A 13155-nucleotide genomic window follows, 5' to 3' on the forward strand; every position below is an offset into this window, starting at 1 on the left:
CGTGCGGACGCTCAGCGAGCGTCGAAAGCCGGCCACACCAGGGTGAGCACCGATTCGACCCAGGCGTCGTCCGTCGGGCGGCCCCGGATCATCTCGGCGACCACTCCGCCGAGCAGCAGGCTGATGATCAGCTCGACGTCGAGGTCGCGCCGGATCTCCCCTCGTTGCGCCCGTGCGCGGATCTCGTCGCGCAGCGGGGCGGTCGTCGTGCGGATCATCCCGCGCAGCAGGGTGGTGAAACCAGGATCCGAATCGAGCACGACCGCCGCCAGAGTCCCCCGCCCGACGACGTTCTCGATGGTGTCCCGCGCGTGACTGAGCACCCAGCGGATCATGTCCTCGGTCGCCAGATCCTCTGGGATCACGTCGACGGCGGAGATGGATGCGACGGCGGAGGTGAGCATCTCCTCACGGTTCTGGAAACGCCGGTAGATCGTCGTCTTCGCGACGCCCGATGCCGCCGCGACCGATTCCACGCTGACGGCGAGAGGCCCACGCTTTCGGAGGATCTCGAGGGCGGCACGGAAGATCCTGTCCTCTATGCCGGCTTCGCCCATCCCCCCATCGTATCGAAGCGGGGTGTCGGCCCTCGGCTCGGTGCGGGAAGCGCCGCCGGGACTGCTTAGGATGAGCGGGTGAGCCTCCCCGCCGACCGACCACGCGCCGCGGTCGTCGTCAACCCCGCGAAGGTCGACATCGAGCGGTTCCGGGCGGTCGTCGCGTCCGAGGAGGCACGCTCGGACTGGCTGCCCACCTCATGGTTCCCGACCTCCGCAGAAGACGATGGCCGCGCTGCCGTCGACGCGGCTCTCGCCGCAGAGCCGGACGTCGTGCTCGTCGCCGGCGGCGACGGCACGCTGCGAGAGGCGGCGGAGAAGCTGCGGGGAACGAGCGTCCCGTTGGCCCTGATCCCGGTGGGCACCGCGAACAACTTCGCGCGGGAGCTGCGGCTGCCGATGAACGACCTCACGGGAGCGGTCTCGATCGCTTTCGTCGGCGCCGATCGCTCGATCGACGTGGGTCTCGCGGAGGTGGAGCGCGAGGACGGGAGCCTGACCCGGCACACGTTCCTCGTGATGGCGGGCATCGGCGTCGACGCGCAGATGGCCGCGAACGTCAGCAAGCCGATGAAGAAGCGCATCGGCTGGCTCGCGTACGTCGACCCGATCGCGCGCAGCGTGATCGGCAACAAGCAGTTCGACCTGACGTATCGCCTCGACGACGCGTCGGAGCGGAAGACCCGTGCGCATACGGTCATCGTCGGAAACTCCGGATACCTTCCCGCAGGTCTGCTCCTGCTCCCCGACGCCGTCATCGATGACGGCCTCCTCGATGCCGTCATCCTCCGTCCCGGTCGAGGCCCCGGCTGGTGGGTGATCGGGATGCGCATCGCCTTCAACCGGATGCTGCGCCACACGCGATTCGGACGACGGATCACGCAGGTCTCGCCTCGTCTCCGCTCCATCCGCTGGGCGCAGGCCTCGAAGCTGAGCATTCGACTGGCCGAGCCTCAGGTCATGCAGTTCGACGGCGACGCCGTGGGCGCCGTGTCGGCGGCGACGATCACCGTCGACTATCACGGACTCGTCATGCGCTTGCCGGAGCAGTCAGCGCGCCCCTGAGCGCAGCGGAGTGTCGGTGGCCCGTGCGACGCTGGGGCGATGGAGACCCTTGCCCTTCGCCTCTGGCAGAGCGACGACCTGCCGCTTCTGCATCGGGCGAACTCCCCCGAGATGACGGCCCACCTCAACGGGCCCGAGACCGTCGAGCAGGTCGAAGACCGCCAGGCCCGCTACCTGACATACCGGACGGAGGGCGAGACACGGATGTTCGTGATCCTGCTCGATGGCGTCGCCGTCGGGTCGATCGGGTACTGGAAGGTGCGCTGGCGAGAGCAGGAGGTGTGGGAGACCGGGTGGTTCGTGCTGCCCGAAGCGCAAGGCCACGGCATCGCTGCGCGAGCGCTCACGCTCGTGATCGACGAAGCGCGCCGGATCGCGGACGAACACGGACGCCATCTGCTGGTCGCGTTTCCCGGCGTCGACAATCCGGGGTCCAACGCCGTCTGCCGCCGCGCGGGCTTCTCCCACGTCGGCACCATGAGCGGGGTCTTCCGCGAGCAGAATCTCGAGATGAACGAGTGGGCGCTCGACCTCGGCTCCCCCGATACCGGCTCTGCGCCGAACCCTCCCGACTAGGCTCAGCCCATGAGCGAGCCCGCCCCTGAGACCGTTCCCTCGCTGATTCAGCAACGCCTCGCACTGCAGCGTCGTCAGGTCTTCGCGCTCATCATGCTGATCGGCTGGTCGGTGCTTTCCGTTTCTCACGTCGTGAGAATCGCAGCGAGCACGCCTACAGGAGATGGCCGAGACATCTTGAGCTGGGTGTTGCTCGTCGGCTCCGCCGCCCTGGCTGTCTACGGGTCGGTGGCGTGGGTGCAGGTGCGACGTGACACCCGGACGTTCGAGAGGTCTCACGGTCGCGGCGCGGGTCTCCAGCGCTGACCGGTTTCGCGCCCGGCTGTACGTTGGTCATCGTGACCTACCCCGACGGCACTGGCCCTGATGAGCTCCTCGAGGCTCAGCGTCGAGCGCTCGAAAGTCGGCTCGAGGTGGTGCGGGGTGAACTGGCCGAACTCGCTGCTGACGGCATCCGATTCCCCAACGGTCCGCCGTTGTCGTTCCAGAGTCGGTCGGAAGAACTCGAGGCAGAGGCTGATTCGATCCGCGAGCAGCTCGGCATTCCAGCGGCAGTCGGACGGCCACCGATCAGGAACTCTCTGCCCGGCTTCCTCGTGCTCGCGATCGCGATCGCCGCCATCCTGATCACCATCGGGCTGTTCGCCCTCCCGCGATGACCCTCGCACGATGAGCTGCCCGCGCAAAAAGGCCCGCCTCCCCGTGAACACCAGGGCGGCGGGCCTCTTTGCTTGCGACAACGGCTGGGTGGAGCTGGGGGGAATCGAACCCCCGTCCAACGCTGAAAATCCACGCCTTCTCCGGGCGCAGTCTGTAAAGACGTTCTGCTCGGCTCCGACCTTTGTCACAGACACCTAAGTCGACGAGCCCAGCCTGGGAAGAGTCCCGCGTGACGTCCAGACGCCGTCACACAGCAAGATTCCTAGATGACGCCAGGGTCCGTGTCGGAATCACACACGGTCTGACGGACTATCGGGCTCGCTTATGCAGCGAGGGCGAAGTCGTTGCGCTTGGTTTCGGCAACTATTTTTTTGCAGAGAGCGTTTACGAGATAACTCTGCATCCTCGGCCCGCTTCTCGTGGATATACAGGCGCTGTCGAAACCGATCAGCCCCGTAGTCCTTCTCTCGAAGGAGCCGCTGTCGCACTGTGGAATTTTCACCCGGGTGACGAACACCCGAGCATCTCAGACTACAACGTCGCAAGAGTCTGCGCCATTCCGTGCCACCCCGGCGGCTGGCGTAGAGTCGCCCCATGAGCGAAGTCACGGTCACCGTCCGCGGCGAGCACGAGGCGCGGGTCGCGCCGGAGCGCGCCACCATCAGCGTCAGCGTACGAGCGGAAGGCCCCGAGCGCACCTCCGTCGTCGACCACGTCATGACGCTCGCCGAGCCGGTGCGCACCAGCATCACGCAACGAGCGGATGCCGGGGGCGTCGTCGACTGGACGAGCAAGCGCCTCTCCGTGCGCGCGGAGCGCCCGTGGAACAACGAGGGCAAACGCCTCGCACCCGTGTACTACGCGAGCATCGACTTCACCGCGACCTTCGTCGAGGCATCCGAGCTCTCCATCTGGGTGTCGGACATCTCCCCTTGGGACGGCGTCGAGGTGGGCTGGGTGAACTGGCACCTGACCCCGGAGACCAGCGCGCGCATCGAGCGCGAGGTCGCCGCGCAGGCGGTCGGCGTCGCCGTCACCCGCGCCGAGACCTACGCCCACGCACTCGGACGCAGCGAGGTCACCCCGCTCGAGATCGCCGATGTCGGCCTGATCTCGAGCGGTCAGCCGTCTCCGGCCGCCCCCATGATGAAGGCACGCGGAGCCGCATTCAGTGCGGACTCGGGACCGGCTATGGAGTACGAACCCGAGGACATCGTGATCTCCGCGACCGTCGAGGCGCGGTTCCTGGCCAGCTGAGCGGACTCAGACGGTCTGAGCAAACGGCGCCAGGTCGGCAGCGAGACGCTCGGAGACCCGGGCGTGCACGGCAGTGCCGTCCTCCCGGTGCTCCACCGACAGCAGCATCCCGGTCTCGTGGATCGCCGCGATCAGGTCGCCGCGGTCATACGGGACAACCGCGTGCACCTCGACCGCCGGCTTCGGCAGCGCTTCCTCGATGGCTGTGCGGAGCTCGGCGATGCCTTCGCCCGACCGTGACGACACGAAATGGGCGTGCGGCTGCAGGCCGCGGAGCACCATCCGCTCGTCGTCGCCGATGAGGTCGGCCTTGTTGAAGACCACGATCTCCGGCAGGTCGCGCACGCCGACATCGCCCATCACATCGCGCACCGTCTGGAGCTGACCGGCAGGATCAGGGTGCGATCCGTCGACGACGTGCAGGACGACGTCAGCCTGACCCACCTCCTCCAGCGTCGAGCGGAACGCCTCGACCAGCTGATGCGGCAGGTTGCGCACGAAGCCCACGGTGTCGGTGATCGTGTAGACACGACCGTCCTCGGTCTCCGAACGGCGCACAGTGGCGTCCAGGGTCGCGAAGAGCGCGTTCTCGACGAGCACGCCCGCGCTCGTGAGCGCGTTCAGCAGGCTGGACTTGCCGGCGTTCGTGTACCCCGCGATCGCCACGGAAGGGATGGTGTTGCGCTTGCGCTCCGCACGCTTGGCCTCGCGAGCCGGACCGAAATCACGGATCTGCCGACGCAGCAGGGCCATCTTCGTGCGGATGCGACGACGATCGAGCTCGATCTTCGTCTCACCCGGACCACGGGAACCCATTCCGGCGCCTCCGGCTCCGACCTGTCCACCGGCCTGACGGCTCATCGAGTCGCCCCAGCCGCGGAGGCGGGGAAGCAGGTACTCCAGCTGCGCGAGCTCGACCTGGGCCTTGCCCTCTCGGCTCTTGGCATGCTGGCTGAAGATGTCGAGGATGACGGTGGTGCGGTCGATGACCTTGACCTTGACCACGTCTTCCAGAGCACGCCGCTGGCTCGGTGCGAGCTCGGTGTCGGCGATCACGGTGTCAGCGCCGACGGCCGCGACGATGTCCTTCAGCTCCTGCGCCTTGCCGCGGCCGAGATAGGTGGCGGCATCCGGGTGCGGGCGACGCTGCAGTACACCGTCGAGCACGACGGCACCGGCGGTCTCCGCGAGGGCGGCGAGCTCGCGCAGCGAGTTCTCCGCATCCTCCTGTGCACCCTGGGGGTAGACGCCCACGAGCACGACGTTCTCCAGCCGGAGCTGGCGGTACTCGACCTCGGTGACGTCTTCGAGCTCGGTCGACAGGCCGCCGACGCGACGCAGCGCATGGCGATCCTCGAGATCCCACTGGTTGCCGTCCGTGGTCGAGTGCGCAGCGGTCGAGTCGCTCTGCAGCGCCTGTGCGGCGCCGAAGACGCGCACCTCGGAGCGCTTCTCTGCGTTCGCGAGCACGCGGTCGAGCGCCTCGTCATCGGTGGAGTGTGTGGTGGTCTCCGTCATCCGTTCCTGATCTCTGCTTTCGTTGCGAGCCTTAACCTTAGCCCGGGGTGTCCGGTACGCTCACCGTATGGGGTCTGAACACTACTTCACTGCGGCCCCGGCAAGCCCCGAGAATCTGCGATCGATCCGTGTGTCGCTCGCAGGCCGTGAGCTGGATGTCACCACCGCAGGTGGCGTCTTCAGCCCGGATCGGCTGGATGCCGGCACCGCAGTGCTCCTCGCCAACATGCCCCCGGTCCCTCCGGGCGGCAATCTGCTGGACCTCGGGAGCGGCTGGGGTCCGATCACCCTGTCGATGGCCATCGCCGCGCCGCACGCGACCGTGTGGGCCGTCGATGTGAACGAGCGAGCCCTCGATCTCGTGCGCCGCAATGCTGCAGCGCTCGGTCTCACCAATGTCAACGCATCGCTGCCCGGCGATGTTCCCGACGACGTCACGTTCCGCACGATCCGATCCAATCCCCCGATCCGCGTCGGCAAGAACGAGTTGCACGGACTGCTCGAACGCTGGATACCCCGACTGGACGACCGCAGCGACGCCTGGCTCGTGGTGCAGCGGAACCTGGGTGCGGATTCTCTGCAGCGCTGGATCGGGGCGACGTTCCACCCGGGCTACAGCGTCTTCCGCACGGCGACCGGCAAGGGCTACCGCATCCTCAAGGTGCGCAAGCACGGCACGCCTGCGACGGAGCCGATCGTCGTCAGCTGAGCCCGGCGCGCACGTCGCTCAGAGGAGGTCGACCTCGCCCTGGTACACGAGCTGCGCGGGACCGGCCAGTCCGACGTGTTCACCGTCTTCCGCCGGGAACATGCGCACACTCAGCGTGCCGCCGGGTACTTCGACCTGCCAGTTGTTCGGCGCCTGCTCGCCCGCCCAGTACCGCACCGCGAGGGCGGTCGCAGCGATCCCGGTGCCGCAGCTGAGCGTCTCGCCGACTCCGCGCTCATGGACGCGCATGCTCACGTGGCCGATGCCGTCACGCACCAGCGGCTCACCCGGAACGACGAACTCGATGTTCGCACCGGCGGGCAGCACGGGGTCGAGATCCGGCGCGCGGTGCAGTTCGACGGATGCGAGCTCGGCCTCCGACGCCAGAGCGACGACCACGTGGGGGTTGCCGACGTCGATCCCCAGGCCCGGGCGTGTGACGGGCAGCCCGTCGACGCGCACGAGGGGGTCGTCGCCGGAGAGCTTCCAGAGTCCCAGATCGACCTGGTATCCCGTTGCGCTCCGCGTCACGTCGCGAACGCCGGCCCTCGTGCCGATCGGCAGCGTCGAGCCCTGTTCGATGGTCGCGAATCCGGCGCGGACGAGGAAGTGGGCGAAGACCCGGATGCCGTTGCCGCACATCTCGGCGATCGAGCCGTCGGCGTTGCGATAGTCCATGAACCATTCGGCGTCGGGTTCTTCGGCGAGAGCCGCCGCCCCCTCGGGGAGGGCCGATGACCGCACCACACGCAGGATGCCGTCGGCTCCGATGCCGAAGTGCCGGTCGCAGAGCACGGCGACCTGCTCGACCGTCAGATCGAGCTCCCCGTCAGGGTCGGCGATGATGATGAAGTCATTGCCCGTGCCGTGTCCCTTGGTGAATGCGACCATGAGCCCAGTCTAGGGATTGCGAAAGGCGTGCCGGAACGCGTGGATCAGCCGCGCAGCACCCGGTAGCGCCCGCACAGGAAGTTGCGGTTGCGGGCGACCTCGAGCAGCTCGAGATCGAGCGCGCGCGGCAGCAGCGGAGCGCCGGAGCCGAGCGTCACGGGTGCGTACTGCACCCACACCTCGTCGAGCAGCCCCGCGTCGGCGAACTGGCCGGCGAGGTCTCCCCCGCCGATGACCCAGAGATCCTTATCGCCCGCTGCCTCGACCATCTCGGCGTGCACGCCCGCGATATCGCCCTGAGTGAGACGGATGTCGGCCCCGTCCGGGATCTCGAGCTCGCGATGCGTGAAGACCCAGGCCGGTTGCGCGTACCCCCAGCGGCCCTCCTCGTGCTGCATCACCCATTCGTAGGTGGATGCCCCCATCGCCAGCGCACCAATTGTCTTCTCGAACCCCTGATACGCCATCGGGCCATCAGGGTCGATGTCCTGCTTCAGCAACCAGTCGAGGGAATGATCTGCCGTCGCGATGAACCCGTCGAGACTGGACGCCGTGAAGAAGTGTGTCGTCATGCCCGACAGCATGCCAGCGGCCACCGACATCGGGCGGTGGGGGTTCAGGCGTCGAGGATCTCCCCCGCGCCGACGGGCGCGTCCTGCCATTCGACCTCGCGGTAGCGCTTGAACCAGGAGACCTGGCGCCGGGCATACCGGCGCGTGAGCGCCTGCGTCTCGCCGATCGCCTCACCCTCGGACAGACGGCCGTCGAGCTGTTCCAGCGCCTGCGAGTAGCCGATCGCGCGGCTCGCGGTGGCGCCGCGTTCGAGACCCCGGTCGCGGAGGTCGGCGACCTCACGGACGAGCCCTGCCTCCCACATCCGATCGACGCGTGCATCGAGCCGCTCGACCAGGTCCGCGCGGTCGACGCGCAGACCGATCATGCGGGTGCGCGGATGCCAGAGAACCGGGTGCTCGGGAAGCACGGCGCCATGGGTCTCGTTCCCCTGCTCCAGCACCTCCAGGGCGCGGATCACACGGCGACCGTTGCGGGGATCGACCCGGGCCGCGGTCTCCGGATCAAGAGTCCGGAGACGCGCGAGGAGGGCGTCGAGGCCGTCGGACTCCAGCTCGCGCTCGAGGCGCTCGCGGATCGCCGGATCACGGGGCGGGAAGTGGAACTCGTACACGACGCTCGACACGTAGAGACCGGAGCCGCCGACCAGGATCGCGTCGCCACCGCGCTCGTGGATGGCCGCGATGGACGTGCGCGCCAGCGGCTGATACCAGGCGACCGCGGCCTCCTGATCGACCTCGCGCACATCGAAGAGATGATGCGGGATGCCCCTGCGTTCGGCGACGGGGAGCTTCGCGGTGCCGATGTCCATGCCGCGGTACAGCTGCATGGCATCGGCATTGACGATCTCCGCAGGATTACCCTGCGCGCGCAGGGCTTCAGCGAGGTCGAGAGCGAGGTCGCTCTTACCGGTGCCGGTCGCGCCGACGATGGCCCAGAGTCGTGGCCCGGCGGTCACACGCCGACGCGCAGGGTCGGCAGTCCGAGCGAGACGGCACGCGGCCCGCCGTCTGACGCCGGTGCCGGCACCGCGCACGACTCGGACTGGGCGCGATCCCAGGCGTCGCCGCCGCGTGTGCGACGGATGCGCAGCGGTGCGCCCGTGGGGTCGTCGGCGAGCAGGTGGAAGGGAGCCGCGTGGGTGACGGTCACGGTGACGACGTCTCCCGGCCGCGGAAGGTCGGAACCGGGCGTCACCTCGAAGTGGACGAGGCGGTTGTCTTCGCCGCGACCGGTGAGACGGTGCGTCTCCGCGTCTTTCTTGCCCTCGCCCGTCGAGACGAGCACTTCGATCTCGCGCCCGATCTGCTTCTGATTCTCTTCGAGCGAGATGCGCTCCTGGAGGGCGATCAGGCGGTTGTACCGCGCCTGGACGATCTCCTTCGGCACCTGGTCCTCCATCGTGGCGGCAGGCGTGCCCTCGCGGATGGAGTACTGGAAGGTGAAGGCACCGGAGAAGCGGGCCTGCTCGACGACGCGCATCGTGTCTTCGAAGTCTTCCTCGGTCTCGCCCGGGAATCCGACGATGATGTCGGTCGTGATCGCGGCGTGCGGGATGCGCTCACGCACCCGGTCGAGGATGCCGAGGAACCGTTCGCTGCGGTACGACCGTCGCATCGCCTTGAGGATGCGGTCGCTGCCGGACTGCAGCGGCATGTGCAGCTGGGGCATCACGCTGGGGGTCTCGGCCATGGCGTCGATGACGTCGTCGGTGAAGGCGGCAGGGTGCGGACTGGTGAAGCGGATGCGCTCGAGACCGTCGATCTCGCCGGCCGCCCGGAGGAGTTTGCCGAACGCCTGGCGGTCACCGAACTCGACGCCGTAGGAGTTCACGTTCTGTCCGAGCAGGGTGACCTCGATCGCGCCGTCGTCGACGAGCAGGCGGATCTCGTTCAGGATGTCGCCGGGGCGGCGGTCCTTCTCCTTGCCGCGCAGGCTCGGGACGATGCAGAACGTGCAGGTGTTGTTGCAGCCGACCGAGATCGACACCCAGCCGCTGTGCGCGGAGTCCCGCTTCGTCGGCAGTGTCGACGGGAAGACCTCGAGCGACTCGAGGATCTCCAGCTCTGCATCGCCGTTGTGCCGGGCGCGCTCGAGCAGACCGGGGAGGGAGCCCATGTTGTGCGTGCCGAACACCACGTCGACCCAAGGAGCCTTGTCGAGGACGGCCTGCTTGTCCATCTGCGCGAGGCATCCGCCGACGGCGATCTGCATGCCGTCCTTTCGGCGCTTCACGGAGGCGAGGTGGCCGAGCGTGCCGTAGAGCTTTCCTGCGGCGTTGTCGCGGACCGCACAGGTGTTGATGATCACGACGTCGGCCTCAGTGCCTTCGCCCGCCCGCACGTAACCGGCACTTTCCAGCGAACCGGAGAGCCTCTCGGAATCGTGGACGTTCATCTGACACCCGAAGGTGCGCACTTCGTATGATCGCTGTCGGCCGTCGACATCGATGGCCGCCGACGACGCGCTGATGATCGTCGGTTCGCTCCGCGGGATAGTCATGATCATCCCATTGTACGAGCGGATCACGGGCCTCGGAGCGAGTCGCCTCAGTCGGAATCCACGAACCGCACGCCCGACGAGGACCCGCCCGACGACACCTCGCGCAGAGCCGTCTTCGCGGCGTTCATCGCGACGGAACCGTTGTATCCGCGGCGCGCCAGTTGTCCGATGAGGCGACGAAGTGCCGTGTCGTTGTCGAGACGGCCCATCGATCGCGCCTTCGTCCGCGCGAAGTCCAGAGCCCGCTCGGCATCGTCGTCGGGGAGTTCGTCGAGCGCAGCGTCGATGACGTCGCGCGGAAGGCCCCGCTGAGACAGGGCACGGGACAGCGCGACGCGTCCCTGCCCCCTGCGCTCCACGCCGGACGAGACGAGCAGACCGGCGAGGACCGCGTCGTCGAGATAGTGCCGGCGGCTGAAGTCGTCGATCACGTCGTCGATCTGATCCGCCGGGAGTCCATGCCCTCTCAGGACCAGCCGAGCCTCGGAGATCGACAGCGACTTGGCGCGCAGCTTACGAAGGAGAGACTCTTCTGCTGTGGAGCGGATCTCGTCAGGAGACGGACCCGACGCGGGATCCTCGCCGTCCAATGCGGCGTTGAGCTCGCGCAGGGCGCGAAGCCTCGGCGCGGACTTCTCCGCCAGTGACCTCTCCCCCGCGGACTTCTCCGCCGGTGACTCTTCGGCCGCTGCCCTCGCGGCCGCGCCTCGGGCCGGGTGGCGATCGCTCGGGGTTCCGACCTCTCGGTCGTCGCCGATCGGCGTCGGCTCGGGCGCACCGTCCCACGTCGAGCGCCACAGCCCGGAATCGCCGGTACGGCGAGGCACGACCTTTTCGGCGTCGGCGGATTCGGCAGCAGAAGGCTTCACCGAGGGCACCTTCTCAGGACCGGGCGTCTTCCTGCCGAAGAGAGGGATGATGGGGGCGATCCGCTCGGAATCGCCCCCACGTGTGTCACTCATCAGGCCGGACGACGCTCGGCGAGCTCGTCAGCAGCCACGGGAGCCTCGGGAGCCACGTGCCCACCGATACCGAGCTTCTGCTTGATCTGCGTCTCGATCGCGAGAGCGACGTCGGCGTTGTTCAGCAGGAAGGTGCGGGCGTTCTCCTTGCCCTGCCCCAGCTGGTCGCCGTCGTAGGTGTACCAGGAGCCGGACTTCTTCACGATGCCGTGCTCGACGCCGAAGTCGATCAGGCTGCCTTCGCGGGAGATGCCGACACCGTAGAGGATGTCGAACTCGGCCTGCTTGAAGGGCGGGGCCATCTTGTTCTTGACGACCTTGACCCTGGTGCGGTTTCCGACCGCGTCGGTGCCGTCTTTCAGCGTCTCGATTCGACGGATGTCGAGTCGCACCGATGCGTAGAACTTCAGGGCCTTACCACCGGCGGTGGTCTCCGGAGAGCCGAAGAAGACGCCGATCTTCTCACGCAGCTGGTTGATGAAGATCATCGTCGTGTTGGTCTGGTTCAGACCACCGGTGAGCTTTCGCAGCGCCTGCGACATCAGTCGTGCCTGCAGACCGACGTGGGAGTCGCCCATCTCGCCCTCGATCTCGGCACGAGGCACGAGTGCGGCCACCGAGTCGATGACGATGAGGTCGATGGCACCGGAGCGCACGAGCATGTCGGCGATCTCGAGAGCCTGCTCACCCGTGTCGGGCTGAGATACGAGGAGCGCGTCGATGTCGACGCCGAGCTTGGCCGCGTAGTCGGGGTCGAGCGCGTGCTCGGCGTCGATGAACGCGGCGATACCGCCGGCGCGCTGGGCATTCGCGATCGCGTGCAGCGTGAGCGTCGTCTTACCGGAGGATTCCGGCCCGTAGATCTCTACGATGCGACCACGCGGAAGGCCTCCGACGCCGAGAGCGACGTCGAGAGCGATGGAACCGGTCGGGATGACGGCCACGGGGGCGCGATCGTCGCTGCCCAGGCGCATGACCGAGCCTTTGCCGAACTGGCGGTCGATCTGGGCGAGTGCTGTCTCGAGGGACTTCTCGCGGTCGGCGGGTGATGGCATGGTCTGCTCCTTCTGCTCGCGTGGTGCCGCCTGTAGGCTGCCGCGGCGCTCCCGATTGGGAGCAACTCTCCGACAAGGCGTATGGCTCTGGGCCTGTTCTTCACCGTAGAAGGAGCCACCGACATTGCATCGGCATTTCCATGAACTGTGCGGAACGAAACTCAGTGACCACTTGTGCAGAAGACTACGCCCGCTTCGAACGGATCTTCGACAACACGCCGTGATCGGCGTGTCGGAGTCCGCACGACTCGAACGCGAAGAAGCCGGTCAGCGCCGGCGCGGTTCCTGCCGTCCGACGCCATGACGGCGATTCTCGGGAACGTCCATCTCGGCGCACAGCGCGAGCCAGATCTCCCGGGGCGGGGTTCCGTCGGAGAGGGCCTCGAGCGCCGTGCGATTGTCGAGCGCGCCGAGGACGAGATCGTTCACCAGCGAAGACGCTCGCGCCTGGAACTCCGTGTCGACGGCGCGGAGGAACTCACTGCGACGCATCGTGTCTCAGACCGACGGAGTTCAGCGGAGGGAGAGTTCAGGCTCGACCGACGCCACGAGGTCGTCGGGAACGACATCCGGGAACACCTGGATGCCCTCGAGCACGGAGATGCGATCGCCGACCTCGCGCATGATGATCGAGATGGGTACATCGAGTGCATCGGCGACCGAAGCGAGAATCTCGCTCGACGCCTCTTTCTGACCCCGCTCGACCTCACTGAGGTACCCGAGCGCGACAGAGGCCTTGCTTGCGACCTGCCGAAGGGTACGCCCCTTCTGCAGGCGGAAGTCCCTCAGCACATCGCCGATTTCCTGTCGTACAAGAATCATCGGAACCT

The 13155-nt window shown here is 67.5% G+C and carries 16 protein-coding genes and 1 other RNA gene; 6 read left to right on the forward strand and 11 right to left on the reverse strand.

Features of this window, described 5'->3' with window-relative positions; genetic code table 11:
* Window positions 1-11: 11 nt before the first annotated feature.
* The gene (locus LC452_RS11510) at window positions 12-557 is read right to left on the reverse strand and encodes a TetR/AcrR family transcriptional regulator (protein WP_223625299.1); all 546 of its coding nucleotides are present in this window, start codon (window positions 555-557) and stop codon (window positions 12-14) included.
* 78 nt (window positions 558-635) lie between these two features.
* Between LC452_RS11510 and LC452_RS22080 the strand changes: the two genes are divergently transcribed.
* From LC452_RS22080 to LC452_RS11530, 4 genes are read left to right on the forward strand one after another with little or no spacing between them, the layout of a single operon-like run.
* Window positions 636-1622, forward strand: a complete 987-nt coding sequence (locus LC452_RS22080) for a diacylglycerol kinase family protein (protein WP_223625302.1) — start codon at window positions 636-638, stop codon at window positions 1620-1622.
* 39 nt (window positions 1623-1661) lie between these two features.
* Entirely contained in the window at window positions 1662-2198 is a 537-nt protein-coding gene (locus LC452_RS11520) for a GNAT family N-acetyltransferase (RefSeq protein WP_223625306.1), read from the forward strand.
* Window positions 2199-2207: 9 nt separating this feature from the next.
* On the forward strand, window positions 2208-2504 hold the full coding sequence (locus tag LC452_RS11525) for a hypothetical protein (RefSeq protein WP_223625309.1): 297 nt from the start codon (window positions 2208-2210) through the stop codon (window positions 2502-2504).
* Between the two features lie 32 nt (window positions 2505-2536).
* Window positions 2537-2857 (forward strand): hypothetical protein, encoded by a 321-nt coding sequence (locus tag LC452_RS11530; protein ID WP_223625312.1) that lies wholly within the window; start codon window positions 2537-2539, stop codon window positions 2855-2857.
* Between the two features lie 86 nt (window positions 2858-2943).
* Here LC452_RS11530 and ssrA read toward each other — a convergent pair.
* Window positions 2944-3313: a transfer-messenger RNA gene (gene ssrA, locus LC452_RS11535) on the reverse strand.
* Window positions 3314-3452: 139 nt separating this feature from the next.
* On the opposite strand from ssrA, the gene LC452_RS11540 reads away from it, so the two are divergent.
* Window positions 3453-4115 carry an SIMPL domain-containing protein gene (locus LC452_RS11540; protein ID WP_223625315.1) on the forward strand — a complete coding sequence of 221 codons (663 nt, stop codon included), beginning with the start codon at window positions 3453-3455 and terminating at the stop codon, window positions 4113-4115.
* A 6-nt stretch (window positions 4116-4121) separates the two neighbouring features.
* Here the strand turns inward: LC452_RS11540 and hflX are convergent, their stop codons facing one another.
* On the reverse strand, window positions 4122-5633 hold the full coding sequence (gene hflX, locus LC452_RS11545) for a GTPase HflX (RefSeq protein ID WP_223625317.1): 1512 nt from the start codon (window positions 5631-5633) through the stop codon (window positions 4122-4124).
* A gap of 67 nt (window positions 5634-5700) precedes the next feature.
* On the opposite strand from hflX, the gene LC452_RS11550 reads away from it, so the two are divergent.
* Window positions 5701-6342 carry a class I SAM-dependent methyltransferase gene (locus LC452_RS11550; protein ID WP_223625321.1) on the forward strand — a complete coding sequence of 214 codons (642 nt, stop codon included), beginning with the start codon at window positions 5701-5703 and terminating at the stop codon, window positions 6340-6342.
* Between the two features lie 18 nt (window positions 6343-6360).
* On the opposite strand, the gene dapF is transcribed toward LC452_RS11550, so the two are convergent.
* From dapF to LC452_RS11590, 8 genes are all read right to left on the reverse strand, one after another.
* Window positions 6361-7233, reverse strand: a complete 873-nt coding sequence (gene dapF / locus LC452_RS11555; protein ID WP_223625325.1) for a diaminopimelate epimerase — start codon at window positions 7231-7233, stop codon at window positions 6361-6363.
* A gap of 44 nt (window positions 7234-7277) precedes the next feature.
* A complete protein-coding gene (locus LC452_RS11560; RefSeq protein WP_223625327.1) occupies window positions 7278-7805 on the reverse strand; it encodes a dihydrofolate reductase family protein in 528 nt (175 codons plus the stop codon).
* 44 nt (window positions 7806-7849) lie between these two features.
* The gene (gene miaA, locus LC452_RS11565) at window positions 7850-8764 is read right to left on the reverse strand and encodes a tRNA (adenosine(37)-N6)-dimethylallyltransferase MiaA (RefSeq protein ID WP_223625330.1); all 915 of its coding nucleotides are present in this window, start codon (window positions 8762-8764) and stop codon (window positions 7850-7852) included.
* Window positions 8761-10308, reverse strand: coding sequence for a tRNA (N6-isopentenyl adenosine(37)-C2)-methylthiotransferase MiaB (gene miaB / locus LC452_RS11570; RefSeq protein WP_223625333.1), 1548 nt, complete (start codon window positions 10306-10308; stop codon window positions 8761-8763). The genes miaA and miaB overlap by 4 nt, the downstream gene beginning before the upstream one ends.
* Window positions 10309-10355: 47 nt before the next feature.
* Complete coding sequence (locus LC452_RS11575; RefSeq protein WP_223625336.1) at window positions 10356-11177, reverse strand: regulatory protein RecX; 822 nt, start codon at window positions 11175-11177, stop codon at window positions 10356-10358.
* 92 nt (window positions 11178-11269) lie between these two features.
* Window positions 11270-12325 carry a recombinase RecA gene (recA, locus tag LC452_RS11580; RefSeq protein ID WP_223625338.1) on the reverse strand — a complete coding sequence of 352 codons (1056 nt, stop codon included), beginning with the start codon at window positions 12323-12325 and terminating at the stop codon, window positions 11270-11272.
* Window positions 12326-12592: 267 nt separating this feature from the next.
* Window positions 12593-12817 carry a DUF3046 domain-containing protein gene (locus LC452_RS11585; RefSeq protein WP_223625343.1) on the reverse strand — a complete coding sequence of 75 codons (225 nt, stop codon included), beginning with the start codon at window positions 12815-12817 and terminating at the stop codon, window positions 12593-12595.
* Between the two features lie 21 nt (window positions 12818-12838).
* Window positions 12839-13147 (reverse strand): helix-turn-helix domain-containing protein, encoded by a 309-nt coding sequence (locus tag LC452_RS11590; RefSeq protein WP_056308102.1) that lies wholly within the window; start codon window positions 13145-13147, stop codon window positions 12839-12841.
* Window positions 13148-13155: the final 8 nt, after the last annotated feature.

This window comes from Microbacterium sp. EST19A (assembly GCF_019969685.1).
In the GTDB taxonomy this organism is placed as follows: Bacteria; Actinomycetota; Actinomycetes; order Actinomycetales; family Microbacteriaceae; genus Microbacterium.

Excerpts from the sequence above, each read along its gene's own strand:
- LC452_RS11525 (WP_223625309.1), top strand. The coding sequence starts at position 2,208 with ATGAGCGAGCCCGCCCCTGAGACCGTTCCCTCGCTGATTCAGCAACGC.
- miaB (WP_223625333.1), bottom strand. The coding sequence starts at position 10,308 with ATGACTATCCCGCGGAGCGAACCGACGATCATCAGCGCGTCGTCGGCG.
- hflX (WP_223625317.1), bottom strand. The coding sequence starts at position 5,633 with ATGACGGAGACCACCACACACTCCACCGATGACGAGGCGCTCGACCGC.
- LC452_RS11590 (WP_056308102.1), bottom strand. The coding sequence starts at position 13,147 with ATGATTCTTGTACGACAGGAAATCGGCGATGTGCTGAGGGACTTCCGC.
- LC452_RS11540 (WP_223625315.1), top strand. The coding sequence starts at position 3,453 with ATGAGCGAAGTCACGGTCACCGTCCGCGGCGAGCACGAGGCGCGGGTC.
- dapF (WP_223625325.1), bottom strand. The coding sequence starts at position 7,233 with ATGGTCGCATTCACCAAGGGACACGGCACGGGCAATGACTTCATCATC.
- LC452_RS11510 (WP_223625299.1), bottom strand. The coding sequence starts at position 557 with ATGGGCGAAGCCGGCATAGAGGACAGGATCTTCCGTGCCGCCCTCGAG.
- LC452_RS11560 (WP_223625327.1), bottom strand. The coding sequence starts at position 7,805 with ATGACGACACACTTCTTCACGGCGTCCAGTCTCGACGGGTTCATCGCG.
- LC452_RS11585 (WP_223625343.1), bottom strand. The coding sequence starts at position 12,817 with ATGCGTCGCAGTGAGTTCCTCCGCGCCGTCGACACGGAGTTCCAGGCG.
- LC452_RS11550 (WP_223625321.1), top strand. The coding sequence starts at position 5,701 with ATGGGGTCTGAACACTACTTCACTGCGGCCCCGGCAAGCCCCGAGAAT.
- LC452_RS11520 (WP_223625306.1), top strand. The coding sequence starts at position 1,662 with ATGGAGACCCTTGCCCTTCGCCTCTGGCAGAGCGACGACCTGCCGCTT.
- recA (WP_223625338.1), bottom strand. The coding sequence starts at position 12,325 with ATGCCATCACCCGCCGACCGCGAGAAGTCCCTCGAGACAGCACTCGCC.